Source organism: Sinorhizobium kostiense (genome assembly GCF_017874595.1).
Taxonomy (GTDB): Bacteria; Pseudomonadota; Alphaproteobacteria; order Rhizobiales; family Rhizobiaceae; genus Sinorhizobium; species Sinorhizobium kostiense.
The window spans coordinates 787,631-803,560 of record NZ_JAGILA010000002.1 but is presented as its reverse complement, the minus strand read 5'-3'; the positions used below and the strand labels follow the sequence as shown (position 1 = coordinate 803,560).

General features: G+C 61.1%; 11 protein-coding genes. 8 read left to right on the top strand and 3 right to left on the bottom strand.

The features are described from left to right. Nucleotides 1-108 precede the first annotated feature (108 nt). Together J2Z31_RS10255 and J2Z31_RS10250 are read left to right on the top strand one after the other, a co-directional pair. Nucleotides 109-2,634 carry a methyl-accepting chemotaxis protein gene (locus J2Z31_RS10255; RefSeq protein WP_209601784.1) on the top strand — a complete coding sequence of 842 codons (2,526 nt, stop codon included), beginning with the start codon at nucleotides 109-111 and terminating at the stop codon, nucleotides 2,632-2,634. A 351-nt stretch (nucleotides 2,635-2,985) separates the two neighbouring features. Continuing rightward, on the top strand, nucleotides 2,986-3,861 hold the full coding sequence (locus tag J2Z31_RS10250; protein WP_209601783.1) for a LysR family transcriptional regulator: 876 nt from the start codon (nucleotides 2,986-2,988) through the stop codon (nucleotides 3,859-3,861). Between the two features lie 176 nt (nucleotides 3,862-4,037). Here J2Z31_RS10250 and J2Z31_RS10245 read toward each other — a convergent pair whose 3' ends face one another. Together J2Z31_RS10245 and aceA are read right to left on the bottom strand one after the other, a co-directional pair. Further along, nucleotides 4,038-4,277, bottom strand: a complete 240-nt coding sequence (locus J2Z31_RS10245; RefSeq protein WP_209601782.1) for an SMc00767 family acetate metabolism repressor — start codon at nucleotides 4,275-4,277, stop codon at nucleotides 4,038-4,040. Between the two features lie 117 nt (nucleotides 4,278-4,394). Then, nucleotides 4,395-5,684 (bottom strand): isocitrate lyase, encoded by a 1,290-nt coding sequence (gene aceA / locus J2Z31_RS10240; protein ID WP_209601781.1) that lies wholly within the window; start codon nucleotides 5,682-5,684, stop codon nucleotides 4,395-4,397. Nucleotides 5,685-5,913: 229 nt separating this feature from the next. Here aceA and J2Z31_RS10235 point away from each other — a divergent pair, with 229 nt between their 5' ends. The 5 genes from J2Z31_RS10235 (at nucleotide 5,914) to J2Z31_RS10215 (ending at nucleotide 11,668) form a co-directional block, all read left to right on the top strand. Further along, complete coding sequence (locus J2Z31_RS10235; RefSeq protein WP_209601780.1) at nucleotides 5,914-7,323, top strand: helix-turn-helix domain-containing protein; 1,410 nt, start codon at nucleotides 5,914-5,916, stop codon at nucleotides 7,321-7,323. Between the two features lie 226 nt (nucleotides 7,324-7,549). Next, nucleotides 7,550-8,644: a polyamine ABC transporter substrate-binding protein gene (locus J2Z31_RS10230; protein ID WP_209601779.1), complete on the top strand. Its 1,095-nt coding sequence runs from the start codon at nucleotides 7,550-7,552 to the stop codon at nucleotides 8,642-8,644. Between the two features lie 139 nt (nucleotides 8,645-8,783). Beyond that, nucleotides 8,784-9,929, top strand: a complete 1,146-nt coding sequence (locus tag J2Z31_RS10225) for an ABC transporter ATP-binding protein (protein ID WP_408022023.1) — start codon at nucleotides 8,784-8,786, stop codon at nucleotides 9,927-9,929. Between the two features lie 3 nt (nucleotides 9,930-9,932). After that, nucleotides 9,933-10,844: an ABC transporter permease subunit gene (locus J2Z31_RS10220; RefSeq protein ID WP_209601778.1), complete on the top strand. Its 912-nt coding sequence runs from the start codon at nucleotides 9,933-9,935 to the stop codon at nucleotides 10,842-10,844. Between the two features lie 2 nt (nucleotides 10,845-10,846). After that, entirely contained in the window at nucleotides 10,847-11,668 is an 822-nt protein-coding gene (locus J2Z31_RS10215) for an ABC transporter permease subunit (RefSeq protein WP_209601777.1), read from the top strand. 92 nt (nucleotides 11,669-11,760) lie between these two features. Here J2Z31_RS10215 and J2Z31_RS10210 read toward each other — a convergent pair whose 3' ends face one another. Beyond that, nucleotides 11,761-13,569 carry an AsmA family protein gene (locus J2Z31_RS10210; protein ID WP_209601776.1) on the bottom strand — a complete coding sequence of 603 codons (1,809 nt, stop codon included), beginning with the start codon at nucleotides 13,567-13,569 and terminating at the stop codon, nucleotides 11,761-11,763. Nucleotides 13,570-13,756: 187 nt separating this feature from the next. Here J2Z31_RS10210 and J2Z31_RS10205 point away from each other — a divergent pair, with 187 nt between their 5' ends. Further along, nucleotides 13,757-15,709, top strand: coding sequence for an acetoacetate--CoA ligase (locus J2Z31_RS10205; protein WP_209601775.1), 1,953 nt, complete (start codon nucleotides 13,757-13,759; stop codon nucleotides 15,707-15,709). Nucleotides 15,710-15,930 lie beyond the last annotated feature (221 nt).

Here is a 15,930-nt window from a genome sequence, read left to right as displayed (position 1 = left end):
TTACGCGTCGCGTGGCACCTGCGCATCTGTCCCTGATCACGTCTCGGTCGACGGAACGGAGCTTGAGCCACTGGAGGAGGCGAAACGCGCTGAGCCAAAGGGTTTCCCATGCTCATTGACAGGATTCTTGCTCGCTTCAAGATTCAGACGAAGGTTCTGTTGTTCATCCTGCCCTTCGTCGTCAGCATCTCGGCTGTTGGTCTCACCGGCCTCTACGCTTCGGGGCTGCTGCAGGGGCGTATGGAGATTTCCAACAGCGTCCTGCAGACGCTGAGCGGCTTCAAGGACGTCTATGCGGGAATGAACCATTTCCTGCACGAGACCACCGAGGAAAGTCGCAAGGCCGTCGAGGACACGATCGCGGCGCAAAAGGGCGTTCTCGCCGCGACGGCGGCTCAGGTCGCCGGCGCCAGCGGAGAAACGGAACTCGCTGGAGCGATAGCCGCGACAAGTGAGATTGAGAACCGTATCGACGGCCTTTGGACCTTGCACGAGAATGAACAGCGGTTGTACCGGGCAAGCAAGGCAAATCTGGAAAAGCTGGCTGTCGAGCAGGCAAAGATCAGCGGACAGACCAACGATCTGCAATACGCGGTGCGCAAGGACGAGAATGCGGCAAAGACGATGTTGCGTAATGCCGAAAAGCTCTTGCGCGCCAGCCGCTTCTATAACGAGTTCGCGACGAAGGTGAGCAGCGCGGCTACCGCCGAGGAAAAGATAAAGGTCGCTCAGGAACTGTTCCCGATCCTCGGCCGCACGCAGCGCGACATTTTCGCTCTGCTACCGAAAGAGGAGAAGGCGCTTTCGGAGACGGTCAACTCGGCCTCGGGTGCAATCGGCGCCATCATCAGGGCCCCCGCCGGGTCTGAAACGCTTGTAGGGCTCTCGAAATTCGTCGACCGGTTCCGCAACGCCAGCTTCCGCCTCGAAGCCGCTGCCGTGGGAAAGATGCGGGAGGCCACGCAGATCTTCAGCACACTCGACGGCAAGATCGCCAGCACCGAAGCGGTTTTGACGGCAATGCGCCGGCTGTCCGTATCGCTTACCGATGTCCAGATCTCAGCGGCCGCATTCCTCGGCAGCACGACCGAGGAGAACCGTCAGAAGCTCCTGGACAAGTTCCTCGCCGTTCAGTCCAACGTGACAACCTTGCGTGGCATCGTAAAGAACGCGAGTTCGTTCGAAGCTTTGGCCGACGCGATCATACCTGTCATCAACGCCATGAAGAAGGACGGCGTGTCCCTCGTCGAGATCACCGAAAAGCGGAGGTCCGAGTTCAACGCCGCCGGCGCCGCGATCAATGAAATCTGGAACGACCTGACCGGCTTTGCCGAGCAGCAGAAGGTCGCCGCCGGCACGGAACGCGAGGACGCAAACCAGATTTCCGTCGCCGCTACCGTTATTGGCGTAGTGATTGCGCTTCTCGCCGGCATTGCCCTGACGCTGACCCTGAAGCGGCCGATAGGTCAGATCACTGCGGCCATGCGCCGCCTCGCCGACGGCATGCTCGACACCGCCATCGACGGCGACGGCCGGCGCGACGAGATCGGCGACATGGCTCGGGCCCTTGGCGTTTTCAAGGAAAATGCGCTTTCCAAGGTGCGCATCGAGGCTGAGAGCGCCGAAGAGCGCGCTCGCGCCGAGGCGGAGCGCAGCCGCAACGATGCGGAAAAGCGCGAGCTCGATCGGCAGATCGATCTGGCGGTCAACGAGCTTGCCGCCGGACTCGGGCGCCTGGCGCAAGGTGATTTGTCGCGGCAGATCAATGTGCCTTTCCAGGGCCGGCTCGAGCAGCTGCGGCTCGATTTCAACGGATCTCTCATCCGTCTCCAGGACACATTGGCGCAGATCCGCTCGAATGCCCAGGCGATCCAGCAGAACGGAGCCGACATGCATCATTCGGCCGACGCCCTGTCAAAGCGCACCGAGGCACAGGCCGCCTCTCTCGAGCAGACGGCCGCGGCCGTCGATCAGATCACCGCCACGGTACGCTCCTCCGCCGAACGCGCACACGAAGCAAACCAGGCCGTCTCGCAGACCAAGAAGAGCGCCGACAGTTCGGCGACGGTTGTCTCCAACGCCATTGCGGCGATGGGCCGGATCGAGGAAGCCTCGCGCCGGATCGAGCAGATCATCGAGGTGATCGACGACATCGCCTTCCAGACGAACCTCCTGGCACTCAATGCCGGAATCGAGGCGGCGCGTGCCGGTGAGGCCGGCAAGGGCTTTGCCGTCGTCGCGCAGGAGGTCCGCGAATTGGCGCAGCGTTCCGCCGAGGCGGCCCACGAAATCAAGGACCTCATCAACAAATCGACCGAGGAGGTCAATTCCGGGTCGCTGCTCGTCAAGGAGACGGGCGCCGTGCTTGCCTCGATCAGCGCCGATATCGTCGCCGTCAGCAGGCACGTCGAGATGATCGCCACCGCCAGCCGAGATCAGGCAACCGCACTCCACGAGGTCAACGGCTCCGTGAACCAGATGGACCAGATGACCCAGCAGAACGCCTCGATGGTGGAGGAAGCGACGGCGACAAGCCGGGCATTGGCCAACCAGGCGGACACTCTAATGATGCTCGTCGAGCAGTTCCGCCTGGAGCCGGACGCTGCCCTGGGTGACGTTTACCGCGCCGCCTAGACCAGGGGCACCATTGTGCACGATCGGCCGCCGCGCATCCGAGATGCGCGGCGCCAATGGTTTCTACGGCATCTCGCCGCGCGTGCAGTCGCGGTCAATCTCCAGCTGCTTCCGTCCGCGGAGCAGTGCAGGAAACAAGCGTTCCGCGAAGGTCGTTTCGCGAGCAGGCGATCGGACGTTGAACGCGTCGCCTGGGCGTCGATTTCTCGATGCCATGTCGAACAGGAGAGCCATTGCCATCATGTCCATTGGTGATGCTCCTTGTCATGCTTGTTCTTGTCTTGGCATCCCTTTTTTTATGCATCTCAACCTGTTTTACATACACTCGATTTCGTCATATGTTTTTCACTCATGAAAAACATCGATTGGGACATCTACCGCTGTTTCATGACCGTGGCGCGCGGCGGAGGGCTTACGGGCGCCGCACAGGCCACGGGTCTCAGCCCGGCGACCATCGGGCGACGCATGCTGGAGCTCGAAGAGCACACCGGCCGCGCGCTCTTTATTCGCAGCCAGACCGGATATGCCCTGACCGCCGACGGCCGTTTGCTGTTTGAGCAATTGCAGGAGATGGAAGCGGCCGCTCGCAAGGTGGAGAGCTGGCAGCAGGAGAGCGAGGGGAACACGATCGTCCGCATCGCGGCAGGCACATGGGGATCGTGGCTGATTGCCGAAAACTTTCCGGCGATTTGTACCGAGCGCGACTCCTTCGGCATTTCACTTTCGATCGGTGAGGCGCGGGCAAGTCTTGCCTATCGCGAGAGCGACATCGGCATTCGCGCTTTCGAGCCGGAGGAGACCTATCTCGCTTCGCGGCTGATCGGCGAAGTCGCCTATGCCGCCTATCGCCAAAAGAACGCGGCCGGCGGAACGGAGCGATGGGTGGCCGTCAGCGAAGACGAAGCACGCTCGGCCTACTTGCGCTGGCCGCACGATAAGGCGTCCGCAAGGATCGTAGCGACGGTCACGCGCCCACGCTCGCTGCTCGACCTTGCGAGGGCGGGCGCTGGCAAGGCCGTGTTGCCCTGCTTCGTCGGTGATCTCGATCCGCAGCTCGAACGTGCGGGCGAGGAGATCGACGGCCTCAGACACCGTCAATGGATCGTGATGAACAACGAGGACCGCCACAGGCGGGATATTCGCACCGTCGTCGACCGGATGACGCGGCTGTTTCGCAGCCATGTGGACCTCTTCGCCGGAAAGCGGCCGCGGCGGAACGCCATCTAACGCGCAAATCGGCCGGCTGTCGCCGGCCGCTTGCTGCCCTCTCGGAGGGCGTCTCGGCCTTTATCCGTCGCTCCGCCGCGACCGAACCGCAAGGGCCTGCGTCCTCGCGAGCAGGGGTTCTGACCAGCTCGCGGTGCAGAGGATGAGCGCGGTTGCAAGCAAGGCGAGCGCTATCATCATTTCCGCCCCTGGGTGACGATGACGGGGATCAGCAGGTCGCCCCAATTGCCTTCACCGCCATGGTGACGCGCCGAGCGTACGAGTTCGACGGAAACGCCGGCATCGACTGCCTTCATGACTGACTGGTTGAGTCTGTGCAGGTCGTTGGCGACCATGCGGATTGCCGCCTGCTGTTCCGGTGTCATGGCCGACGATTGTTCCTCGGCCCGTTCCTTGACGCGTGTCTGAACTGTCATGGGAGTGCTCCTTTAAGGGTTAGAGCCGGAGCGGGTTGGTATTCTCCCGCTTCCGGGGTTCGAGGTTTGCCGCAGGGTGCGTGACGGGGCAGGGATGCCGCGCACCTCGCGTCTTTCCTATTCTGCCGCAGGGCGGAATTGGTCGTGCTCGGTCGATTCCTTCATGGCGGTCGTCGACGACTGGCCGCCTGTGATCGCGAGCGACACGGCATCGAAATATCCGGTGCCGACTTCGCGCTGGTGCTTGGTTGCGGTGTAGCCGTTGGCCTCTGCCGCAAACTCTGCTTCCTGGAGCTCCGAATAAGCGGCCATCTGCCTTTCCTTGTAGCCGCGCGCCAGCTCGAACATGCCAAAGTTCAGCTGATGGAAGCCGGCGAGGGTGATGAACTGGAACTTGTAGCCCATCGCGCCGAGCTCCCGCTGGAACTTGGCAATCGTCGCGTCGTCGAGGTTCTTCTTCCAGTTGAACGACGGCGAGCAATTATAGGCGAGCAGCTTGCCAGGATGGGCCTTGTGCACGCCTTCGGCGAATTTGCGCGCCTGCTCCAGGTCCGGCTTCGAAGTCTCGCACCAGATGAGATCGCAATGCGGCGCATAGGCGATCGCGCGGGCAATGCAGGGCTCGAGCCCGTTCTTCACCTGATAGAAGCCCTCGACCGTGCGGCCGGCGTCATAATCGACGAAGGGCCGGTCGCGCTCGTCGATGTCCGAGGTGAGCAGCTTCGCCGCTTCCGCATCGGTGCGGGCGATGACCAGTGTCGGCACGCCCATGACATCGGCGGCAAGCCGGGCGGCGTTCAGGTTACGGATATGCGCCGCGGTCGGGATTAATACCTTGCCACCGAGGTGGCCGCACTTCTTTTCCGACGCCAGCTGGTCCTCATAGTGGACGCCCGCAGCGCCCGCTTCGATGAAGGCCTTCATGATCTCGAAGGCGTTGAGCGGCCCGCCGAAGCCGGCCTCCGCATCGGCGACGATCGGCGCGAACCAGGTCTCGACCGTAAGGCCCTTGCCTTCCGCAGTCTCGATCTGATCGGCACGCTGCAGCGTGCGATTGATGCGTTTTGCGAGTTCCGGCGCCGCGTTGGCCGGATAGAGCGACTGGTCCGGATACATCGCGGATGCAGTATTGGCATCAGCTGCGACCTGCCAGCCGGAAAGATAGATCGCCTTCAAACCTGCGCGCACCATCTGCATCGCCTGGTTGCCGGAAAGCGCGCCAAGCGCGTTGACGAAGTCGTCCTCGTGAATGAGTTTCCAAAGGCGGTTCGCGCCCATTTCTGCCAGCGAATAACGGATTTCGACCGAGCCCCGAAGGCGCTTCACGTCCTCGGCGGAATAGGGGCGCTCGACACTGTCGAAACGACCTTGCGGCGCGCTCGGAACCAGTTTGTAAAAATCAGTCATCAACGTCTCCTCGCAAAAATTCGATAGATCTTCGACTTTCGTCTTACGCAGCCAATCCGCGGTAAGGTCATGTGACATTTTTTACATTGCGCTGCGGCATCAGGCTACGAAAATCATCAAATCGAGCCGCTATAAAGGGTTAGCCTGTATTGCGTTTGACAACGCGCTAAAGTAAATTTGTAAATCATGTAAAGCTTCTTATGCAGCCTCGCTTGTAAAGGAGTTACAATTGGCTGAGAACAAGATTTTCGCCGGCCCCCGCGTCAGGCGTATCCGCAACGGCCTGCAATTGACGCAGACTGCCATGGCGGAGGCGCTCGGAATCTCACCGTCCTATCTGAACCTGATCGAGCGCAACCAGCGGCCGCTGACTGTGCAATTGCTGCTGAAGCTGGCTTCGGTCTACAGGGTTGACCTCGACGAGCTGCAGGGCGAGACGGGCGGCAGCTTGCCGCAATTGCGGGAGGTGTTTGCAGATCCGTTGCTTGCCGCCGAGCTCCCCGGGGACCAGGAGCTGATCGAGGTCACCGAAGCGGCACCGAACGTCGCAGGGGGTGTCGTCAAGCTTTATCGCGCCTATCGCGAGCAGGCATTGCGGCTGAAGGACCTCGCGGACCTACTGGCCGGTCAGGGGCACATGGCGGCGCTCTCCGATACGCGCCTGCCGATCGACGAAGTTCGAGAGGCCTTCGAGGGGCGGCCTCATCATTTCGCGCGGATCGAGGAGGCGATGGAAGCCTTTCACACGAGCCTCTCTCCCGGCGACGATCTTGTGAGTGCGCTGAAGACCTGGCTGAAGAAGGAGCACGGCCTTGCCGTCCGCGCATTGCCGGTGCATGTCATGCCGAATCTTCGCCGCCGCTTCGATCGTCACTCTATGCGCCTTTTCGTTTCCGAGCGGCTGTCTCCCTTCGACCAGACGCGGGAGATCGCCATGGAGGTGGCATCGATCGCCGGTCACGAGGCGATCGTGGCAGAGCTCGATCAGTTCCGGTTCTCCACCGCCGAGGCCCGGCGCATCGGCCGCTTTGAGCTTGCGCGCTATGCCGCCCACGCGTTGATGATGCCCTATGCAGCGTTTCACGCCGCGGCCCAGCGCGCGAGATACGATATCGACGTCCTGAAAGCGCGCTTCCAGGTGTCGTTCGAACAAGCCGCAACTCGCTTGACGATGCTGCAGCGGTCCGGCGCTCCAGGCATCCCGTTCTTCCTGATGGAGATCGACAACGCCGGTAACCGCCTGCGTCGCATGGGTGCTCAGGCTTTTCCGCACGCCCGCTTCGGCGGCGCCTGTCCGAAACTGAATATCCATGCGGCCTTTGCAGTGCCGGGCCAGATTCTTGTCGATCGGGTGGAAGTGCCGGATGGCGGTGCTTTCCTGGTGATTGCGCGCACGATCGACGGGCCACAGGCGGGTTTTCAGGAGCGGGTCAGGCGTACGGCGTTGCTGATCGGCTGTGACGCGGCATTTGCCGACGACACGATCTACGGCGCTGCCCGCATTCCGGCAGTTCCTGTAGGCCCGGCTTGCCGTCTGTGCGAGCGGCAGGGCTGCCTTGCCCGAGCCGAACCGCCCGTTACCCGACCGCTTGGCCTCGACGAAATGGCGACGGGATTGAGCGTCTTCGATTTCCAGTAGCTGTCTTGCTCCGCCCAACGATCGGGCGGACCCGGTCATGTAAGTACCCGTGTTCACTGCGCTTGAGAAACTTGAATTTGCACCTGAATTTGCCAAGTTGCGGGGCGCGAAAGCGCTTGAGGTTATCGGAAAACATGCCTAACTTCGCCGTTGCAAGATCAACGGACAGGACACGACCGCGCGGGTTCCACGGCTTGTCTCGATCCGACAATAAGAGGGGAGTTACATGTCCAAACTCATCGTCGCAACCTTGGCGGCCGCGCTGTTTGCCGGCTCGGCGACGCTTGCATCCGCACAGGAGCGGGTCGTCAACGTCTACAACTGGTCGGATTATATCGACGACAGTATTCTCGAGGACTTCACCAAGGAGACTGGCATCAAGGTCGTCTATGACGTCTTCGATTCCAACGAAATCCTGGAGACGAAGCTGCTTGCCGGCGGCTCCGGCTACGACGTGGTGGTGCCGACGGCCAGTTTCCTGCAGCGCCAGATTGCCGCCGGCGTTTTCCAGAAGCTCGACAAGTCGAAACTGCCGAACCTCTCCAATATGTGGGATGTAATCATGGAGCGTACGGCCAAGTACGATCCCGGCAACCAATACGCCGTCGACTACATGTGGGGCACCACCGGCATCGGCTATAATGTCGACAAGATGAAGGAAATCCTCGGCACGGACGAGAAGCCGAACTGGGATGTGATCTTCAATCCCGAGCTTGCGGCGAAGTTTAAGGACTGCGGCATACACCTCCTCGACTCTCCGACCGACGTCATGCCTTCGGCGCTCGCCTATCTGGGGCTCAATCCCGACAGCCATGAACAGGCCGATCTCGACAAGGCAGCCGACTTGCTCATGAAGGTTCGGCCGTATGTCCGCAAGTTTCACTCGTCCGAATACATCAATGCCCTGGCAAACGGCGATATCTGCCTCGCTATCGGCTTCTCCGGCGACGTCTTCCAGGCGCGCGATCGCGCGGCCGAGGCGAATGCCGGGGTGACGGTCGACTATTCTATCCCCGCGCAAGGGGCGCAGATGTGGTTCGACATGCTGGCAATTCCCGCCGATGCGCCCCATGTCGAGGAAGCGCATGCCTTCATCAACTATCTGATGAAGCCCGAGGTCATCGCCAAAGCTTCGAATTACGTGTTCTACGCCAACGGCAACAAGGCCTCGCAGCAGTTCCTTGACAAGGAAGTGCTCGAGGACACCGCCATCTACCCGTCGAACGAGGTCATGCAGAAACTGTTCACGACCACGCCGTTTGATCCAAAGGAGCAGAGGGTCCTGACCCGGCTCTGGACCAAGATCGTTACCGGCCAATAGGCATGGAAGGAAATTGCCCGGATCTCGCTCCGGGCAATTTTTTGCGGGGGCGGGTAAAATCGTGGCAACGGTTTTATCCCGCAAGAAGAATGGGTGTCGGTTGCGGTGCCGCGCCCATCGGCTGTGGCATCGGGGATAGATGATGAAGTCTCTCGGCAGTATCCGTCGGTCTTTTGCCCCCTGGGGGGACCCGGCGTCCAAACCATTCATTTCCGTCAAGAACGTAACCAAGAAATTCGGTGAATTCACCGCCGTCGATGACCTGTCGCTGGACATCTACACAAGGGAATTCTTCGCTTTGCTCGGCGCTTCGGGCTGTGGAAAGTCGACGCTGTTGCGCATGCTTGCCGGCTTTGAACAGCCGACCTCGGGCGAGATCATCCTCGATGGCCAGAATCTCGCGGGCATCCCGCCCTATCGGCGACCGGTCAATATGATGTTCCAGTCCTATGCGTTGTTTCCGCACATGACGGTCGAGAACAATATCGCCTTCGGCCTGAAGCAGGATGGCATGCCGAAGTCGGACATAGCCGAACGCGTTCAGCAGATGCTGAAGCTCGTCAAGCTCGAGAAGTTCGCCAAGCGCAAGCCGCACCAGCTTTCCGGCGGGCAGCGCCAGCGCGTGGCGCTCGCCCGCTCGCTCGCCAAGCGTCCCAAGGTGCTGTTGCTCGACGAGCCGCTCGGTGCCCTCGACAAGAAGCTGCGCGAGGAAACCCAGTTCGAGCTCATGGACCTGCAGCAGGAACTCGGCCTCACCTTCGTCGTCGTCACCCATGACCAGGAGGAGGCCATGACCATGGCAGATCGCATTGCCGTCATGAGCCACGGCAAGGTCATCCAGGTGGCGACGCCGGCGGAAATCTACGAGGCGCCGAATTCGCGCTTCGTCGCCGATTTCATCGGCGACGTGAACCTCTTCGACGGCACCATCACTGCGATGGATGAAGGCTTCGCCCGGCTGGAGTCGGTCGGCGGCATTCCGATTCGGATGGTGTCCACGGAGAAACTTTCGAACGGCACCAGCGCGGCCGTCGCCATCCGTCCTGAAAAGATCCGGGTCAGCCGCCAGCCACCCGCCCACGCACCGACCAATGCCGGCGAGGGCGAAATCTGGGACATCGGCTATCTTGGTGACATGACGATATTCCATGTCCGGCTCAAGAGCGGCCAGGTCGTCAAGGCATCGTCCCTGAACGCGGTTCGCGCGGTTGAGGATCCGCTCGGTTATGATCAGCAGGTCTGGATCTCGTTCGCCGAAGACGCCGGCGTCGTGCTGAAGGATTGAGCCATGGCGAAGCTCGTTCCAGCCCTCGTCAGCCGTTTGGTGATCATCATCCCCTATGCCTGGCTGCTCTTTTTCTTCCTCGTTCCCTTCTTCATCGTCTTCCGCATCTCGCTTTCGCAGACCGCAATCGCAATGCCGCCCTACACGCCGATTTTTGATCTGGCTGAAGGCCTGTCCGGCGTTTTCGAAAGCATGCGTGAGTTGTCGGCGGCTAACTATGTCTGGCTTACCGAGGACGTCCTCTATTTCAATGCCTATGTATCGAGCGTCGTCATCGCGACGGTTTCCACCTTCCTGACGCTGCTGATCGGCTACCCGATCGCCTACGGCATGGCGAAGGCGCCGCGGTCCATGCGGCCGATGCTCTTGATGATGGTGATCTTGCCCTTCTGGACGAGCTTTCTTATCCGCGTCTATGCCTGGATCGCGATCCTGAAGCCCGAGGGGCTGCTCAATCAATTTCTGCTGGCGATCGGCATTATCGATCAGCCGCTGATCATCCTGAACACCAACTCGGCGGTCTATATCGGCATCGTCTATTCCTACCTGCCCTTCATGGTGCTGCCTATCTACTCGGCGCTCGAGAAGATGGACCATTCGCTGATCGAGGCGGCCCAGGACCTTGGCTGCACTCCGATAAAAGCCTTCTGGCGCGTGACGTTCCCGCTTTCGCTTCCCGGCGTCGTGGCAGGTTGCCTGCTCGTTTTCATTCCGGCCGTAGGCGAATTCGTCGTTCCCGACCTGCTCGGCGGATCGGAGACGCTGATGATCGGCAAGACGCTCTGGAACGAGTTCAATTCCAATCGCGATTGGCCGGTCTCGTCCGCGGTGGCGACGATCCTGCTCCTGATCCTCGTCATTCCGATCGTCTATTTCCAGAACGTCCAGTCAAAGTCCGAAAGCGGGGGGAGGTGAGAATGGAGAGATGGTCGCGCTTCAACATCGCCTCCGTGCTTTTGGGCTTCGGTTTTCTTTACCTCCCGATCGTCCTCTTGGTGATCTTCTCGTTCAACGAGTCGAGGCTGGTGACGGTATGGGCCGGGTTTTCGACGAAATGGTACAGCCAGCTCTGGTACAACGAGAGTTTGCTGAATGCCGCCTGGGTAACCGTGCGAGTGGCATTTCTGTCGGCGAGCTTGGCGACGGTTCTCGGCACGATGGCGGCGCTGGCGCTGGTGCGATATTCGCGCTTTCGCGGACGTGTGCTTTTCTCCGGCATGGTCTACGCGCCCCTGGTGATGCCGGAGGTGATCACCGGGCTTTCACTGCTGTTGCTCTTCGTGGCGATCGGTCTCGATCGCGGCTTCTGGACGATCACCCTCGCCCACATCACCTTCACCATGTGCTTCGTTGCCGTCGTCGTGCAATCGCGCCTTTTGAGTTTCGACCAATCGATCGAGGAGGCGGCGCTGGACCTCGGGGCCACTCCGGTCAGGGCTTTCTTCGCGATCACGCTGCCGGTGATCGCGCCGGCGGTGTTTTCGGGCTGGGTCCTCGCTTTCACGCTTTCGCTCGACGACCTCGTCATTGCGAGCTTTACGACCGGCCCGGGCGCGACGACCTTGCCGATGAAGATCTACAGTCAGGTCCGCCTGGGGGTCACGCCGGAAATCAATGCAATCTGTACGATCCTGATCGGCATTGTGGCTCTGGGTGCCACTATCGCTTCACTCGTGACCAAGCGGCGGGAGGTACAGCGCGAGAGGGACGAGCGCGCAGCCTTTGCGGCAATCGGCTAACGCATCGGCCAGAGAATCGGAACGATTTGCGTATATTCAATTGCGCCTCTGACAGCGTCTGAAAAGACGCGCGGCTGCACCCGTCGGGTGCCTCACTTCGGACCGACGAGCATCGAAAGCGGCGAGATGACGGCATTCGGCCACGAGCCGCCGACGAAGAAGCGCAGGGGCTTTCCGTCGTCAGCAGCGGCGTCCTTGAGCGTTCCGGCGAGTGCCAGGCTGCCGTTGCGGTATGGAATAATGCCGGCCAGGGAAATATTGCCCGATGGGCTGACGAGATCCGCCCGATCGAGTCGCGCCGTTCCATCGGCAAAGCTCGCCTCAATGTCGGCTGCCTGGAAGTCGAACGTTGCTTCGCTTGCCTCAGACAAAGAAAAGAACTCGCCCTTGTGCAGGAGGTCGTTGAAGGCGTGGACGTCGAATCCCACCAGGCTTCCATTCGTCAGCGAGTAGCGGATGCGCCCGGAAGCGTCGCCCAGGCCGGCATCCCAGAGGGGCCGATCGGTGCCAATATCGAGGTTCAGCAATCCCTTGCCGTCCGGCATCGGGCCTTTGAGGCCGAAACCGCCGAGCACCGTGGCAAAGTCCGCGTTTCTGAGGCTCAACTGCAGCCGCCCGCCATGCTCCAGTCCTTTTTCGGACAGCGCCGCACGGCCGCTCAAGCTGCCGCCGGCATAGGTGCTGTCGCCGATATCGAGCGAGGCACGGTTGCCGTTGATGATCACTCCGGCGGCCAGGTCCGTCACATGCAAGGATCCGACGAGCACCTCCTGTGCAGAAAGCCGGACATCAGTGCGCCATCTGCTGACGAAGTTTTCGAACAGCTGCAACAGGCGACCGCTCCGGTCGATCGGAGGCGGCATCGAAATCGACAGGCCGTTCAGGTCGATACGGTCGAAAGCCAGAGTACCGCCGATCTGCGGCTCCTTCCCTTTTGGTAGGGCGATGTCGAGAACGCCCGTCGCGATGGCACCACCCACCGTCAGCTGCAAATCGTCGAGTTTCAGTATGTCTTCGCCCGTCGCCACCTTGGCATCGATGCTGAGAGCGCCTGGCGGAAGGCCGGTGTCCTTCGCCTCACCCAACCACGTGGCGAGCGCCGCGAGCGAGGGTACCGACAGCTGCAGATGACCGGACGCAAAGGGCGTGAGAAGAAGATTGCCCGTGCCCTCGAATGAGAAGGTAAGCGGAATTGAGGTGATCGAGGTCTTGACGGGCGCGTTGCGCCTGGCGAAAAACGCCAGCGGATCGTCGCAGACGAATGCCCAACCCACCTCTTGTCCAGCAAGAACCGTCGAGAATTGCGCGCTGAGCCGCTCGGCGTAGGAGGGCCATTTGACAGTGCCGGCGATGCCGGCAACATCGGTGCTGTTACCCGACAGTGCATCCCTTAGTTTCAGCCGGCCGTTTTCAATCGCGATACCGCCGACGGCATTGTCCATTCCCGGTGTCGGTCGGGCCAGCCAGTGCGGCAGTTGCCAGTTGGTCGTGCCGTCGGCAAGGCGCTCGATGGTGATGACCGGATCGATGAGAGTGACGTCCTCGAGCGCCGGTTCGCCACGAATTGCCGACAGCAAACTGAAGGAGGCAGTGATGCGGCCGATCTCGGCCAGAGGGCGCGGCTGCGCTCCGGTCGACATGATCGCTGTGGAGGGAAGAATGACCAGAGGCTCCGGCCAGAAGCGGATCTGGGGTTCTCCGCTGATCCTGCTTTTGCCGCCGGACCAGCTGTCGAGCAACCGCTCCATCGTAGCGCGCGCATCCGTTCGCGTGACGATCAGGGGCAGGGCGGCGTTGTAACCGAGTGCAAGCACGACGCCGACCGCCGCCGACCAGGCGAGATGGCGGCGGCTCAGCCGCTGCCTCAAGGCGCTCGATGCCTTCAGCATAGATGTTTTCATTCTGCCCGTTTGCCGTTGCCCCGTTTGCCGTCGCCCTTGCGCAAGATCGTCTGGATAGGCCGATGCTTGGGATAATGCAAATGCAAGCGACGGGGAAATGTCGTGCCGCTCGCTCCGGGGCCGAAGCATGCTGTTTATTTTGCGTTGCAGCATGGTATAGAAGCAAACAACGGGAGTGGAGGAGAAAATGCAGTCAGATCGACCCTTGTGGGTTCCGAACGCCGAAACGCTCGAGAGAAGCCCCATGGCCGAGTTCATCGCCTGGTGTGGGCAGCGTTTCGGCCGTACGTTTGCCGACTATGACGCCTTTCACGGCTGGTCGATTGCCGAGCGCGGGGATTTCTGGACCGCCGTGTGGGAGCATTGCGGCGTGATAGGCGAGCGCGGCGAAAGGGCTTTGGTCAACGGCGAACGCATGCTGGAGGCCCGCTTCTTCCCCGACGCGAAACTCAACTTTGCCGAAAACCTCCTGCGCCAGAGCGGCAATACCGATGCACTGATTTTCCGTGGCGAGGACAGGGTGCGTTATCGGCTCTCCTGGGACGAGCTGCTAAGCCTGGTATCGCGACTGCAGCAGGCGTTGAAGTCGCGAGGAGTGGGCGTCGGCGATCGTGTTGTCGCGATGATGCCGAACCTGCCGGAAACAATCGCGCTGATGCTCGCTACGGCGTCCGTCGGAGCGATTTGGTCGTCCTGTTCCCCCGATTTCGGAGAGCAGGGCGTACTTGACCGCTTCGGCCAGGTCGGCCCCAAACTGTTCATCGCCTGCGACGGCTACTGGTACAACGGCAAGCGCCAGGACGTCGGCTTAAAGGTGCGTGCGGTTTCTGCGAGGCTCGGCGTTCCGACGCTCATCGTTCCCTATGCAGGTGACAGCGCCACCCTTGCGGCATCGATCGAAGGGGGTGTGGCGCTCGCCGATTTTATGGCCGGCTTCGAAGCAAAGCCGCTCACCTTCGAGCGCTTGCCCTTCGCTCATCCGCTCTACATTCTCTTTTCCTCCGGCACGACTGGAGTGCCGAAATGCATCGTGCATTCGGCCGGCGGAACCCTGCTTCAGCACCTGAAGGAGCATCGATTCCATTGCGGGCTCAGGCAAGGCGAACGACTCTTCTACTTCACCACCTGCGGCTGGATGATGTGGAACTGGCTTGCTTCCGGCCCCGCGGTCGGGGCAACACTCTGCCTTTATGACGGATCCCCGTTCTATCCCGATGGCAACGTGCTCTTCGACTACGCGGCCGATGAACGCTTCGCTGTTTTCGGGACATCGGCGAAATACATCGACGCGGTGCGCAAGGGTGGCTTCACGCCGGTGACGACCCATGATCTTTCCGCCCTTCGCCTCGTCACTTCGACCGGCTCGCCGCTGTCGCCGGAGGGCTTCTCTTTCGTCTATGAGGGTATCAAAGCGGACGTCCAGCTTGCCTCTATCTCCGGTGGCACCGACATCGTCTCCTGTTTCGTGCTCGGCAACCCCATGAAGCCGGTTTGGCGCGGTGAGATCCAGGGGCCGGGCCTCGGCCTCGCGGTCGACGTCTGGAACGACGAGGGCAAGCCGGTGCAATGTGAGAAGGGCGAGCTCGTCTGTACCAAGGCGTTTCCGTCGATGCCGATGATGTTCTGGAACGATCCCGACGGTGCGAAATACCGCGCCGCCTATTTCGAGCGCTTTGACAATGTGTGGTGCCACGGCGATTTTGCCGAGTGGACGGCGCATGGCGGCATCATCATCCATGGTCGCTCCGACGCGACGCTCAACCCGGGCGGGGTGCGCATAGGCACAGCGGAAATCTACAATCAGGTAGAGCAGATGCCCGAGGTCGCCGAGGCGCTCTGCATCGGCCAGGATTGGCTGGACGACGTTCGTGTCGTCCTCTTCGTTCGGCTGGCAGCAGGGGTAGAACTGACCGACGAGCTGACGCAGGCGATCAAGAACCGCATCCGCTCCGGTGCATCGCCACGCCACGTGCCCGCAAAAGTCATCGCAGTCGCGGACATTCCGCGGACCAAATCAGGCAAGATCGTCGAGCTTGCGGTTCGCGACGTCGTACACGGCCGCCCCGTCAAGAACAAGGAAGCGCTGGCTAATCCCGAAGCCCTCGATCTCTTCGCGGGACTGGAAGAGCTGAAGAACTGAAGCGTGCTCTTTTGGAACACGCGTCGGCTCGCGGACGAATGAGGCGTCTTCTCGCTCCGGCTGAGAGGATGAGCGGTAGTTGATCAAGATTGTTTCAGTTGAGGACAAACATGATGGATTGCGGTGCGGCAGGCGGTCAGTAGCCCCGTTAACCTGTTTCGGCCTGCGGAATTAACCAACAGCGCCGAGTTGCAGCGGAACCTCTAAAATTGGTGGATTGG

Bases quoted from the DNA above. Each gene is read 5' to 3' on its own strand.
- J2Z31_RS10245 (WP_209601782.1), bottom strand. From the start codon at position 4,277: ATGACAGTTCAGACACGCGTCAAGGAACGGGCCGAGGAACAATCGTCG.
- J2Z31_RS10255 (WP_209601784.1), top strand. From the start codon at position 109: ATGCTCATTGACAGGATTCTTGCTCGCTTCAAGATTCAGACGAAGGTT.
- J2Z31_RS10205 (WP_209601775.1), top strand. From the start codon at position 13,757: ATGCAGTCAGATCGACCCTTGTGGGTTCCGAACGCCGAAACGCTCGAG.
- J2Z31_RS10230 (WP_209601779.1), top strand. From the start codon at position 7,550: ATGTCCAAACTCATCGTCGCAACCTTGGCGGCCGCGCTGTTTGCCGGC.
- aceA (WP_209601781.1), bottom strand. From the start codon at position 5,684: ATGACTGATTTTTACAAACTGGTTCCGAGCGCGCCGCAAGGTCGTTTC.
- J2Z31_RS10250 (WP_209601783.1), top strand. From the start codon at position 2,986: ATGAAAAACATCGATTGGGACATCTACCGCTGTTTCATGACCGTGGCG.
- J2Z31_RS10220 (WP_209601778.1), top strand. From the start codon at position 9,933: ATGGCGAAGCTCGTTCCAGCCCTCGTCAGCCGTTTGGTGATCATCATC.
- J2Z31_RS10215 (WP_209601777.1), top strand. From the start codon at position 10,847: ATGGAGAGATGGTCGCGCTTCAACATCGCCTCCGTGCTTTTGGGCTTC.
- J2Z31_RS10210 (WP_209601776.1), bottom strand. From the start codon at position 13,569: ATGAAAACATCTATGCTGAAGGCATCGAGCGCCTTGAGGCAGCGGCTG.
- J2Z31_RS10225 (WP_408022023.1), top strand. From the start codon at position 8,784: ATGATGAAGTCTCTCGGCAGTATCCGTCGGTCTTTTGCCCCCTGGGGG.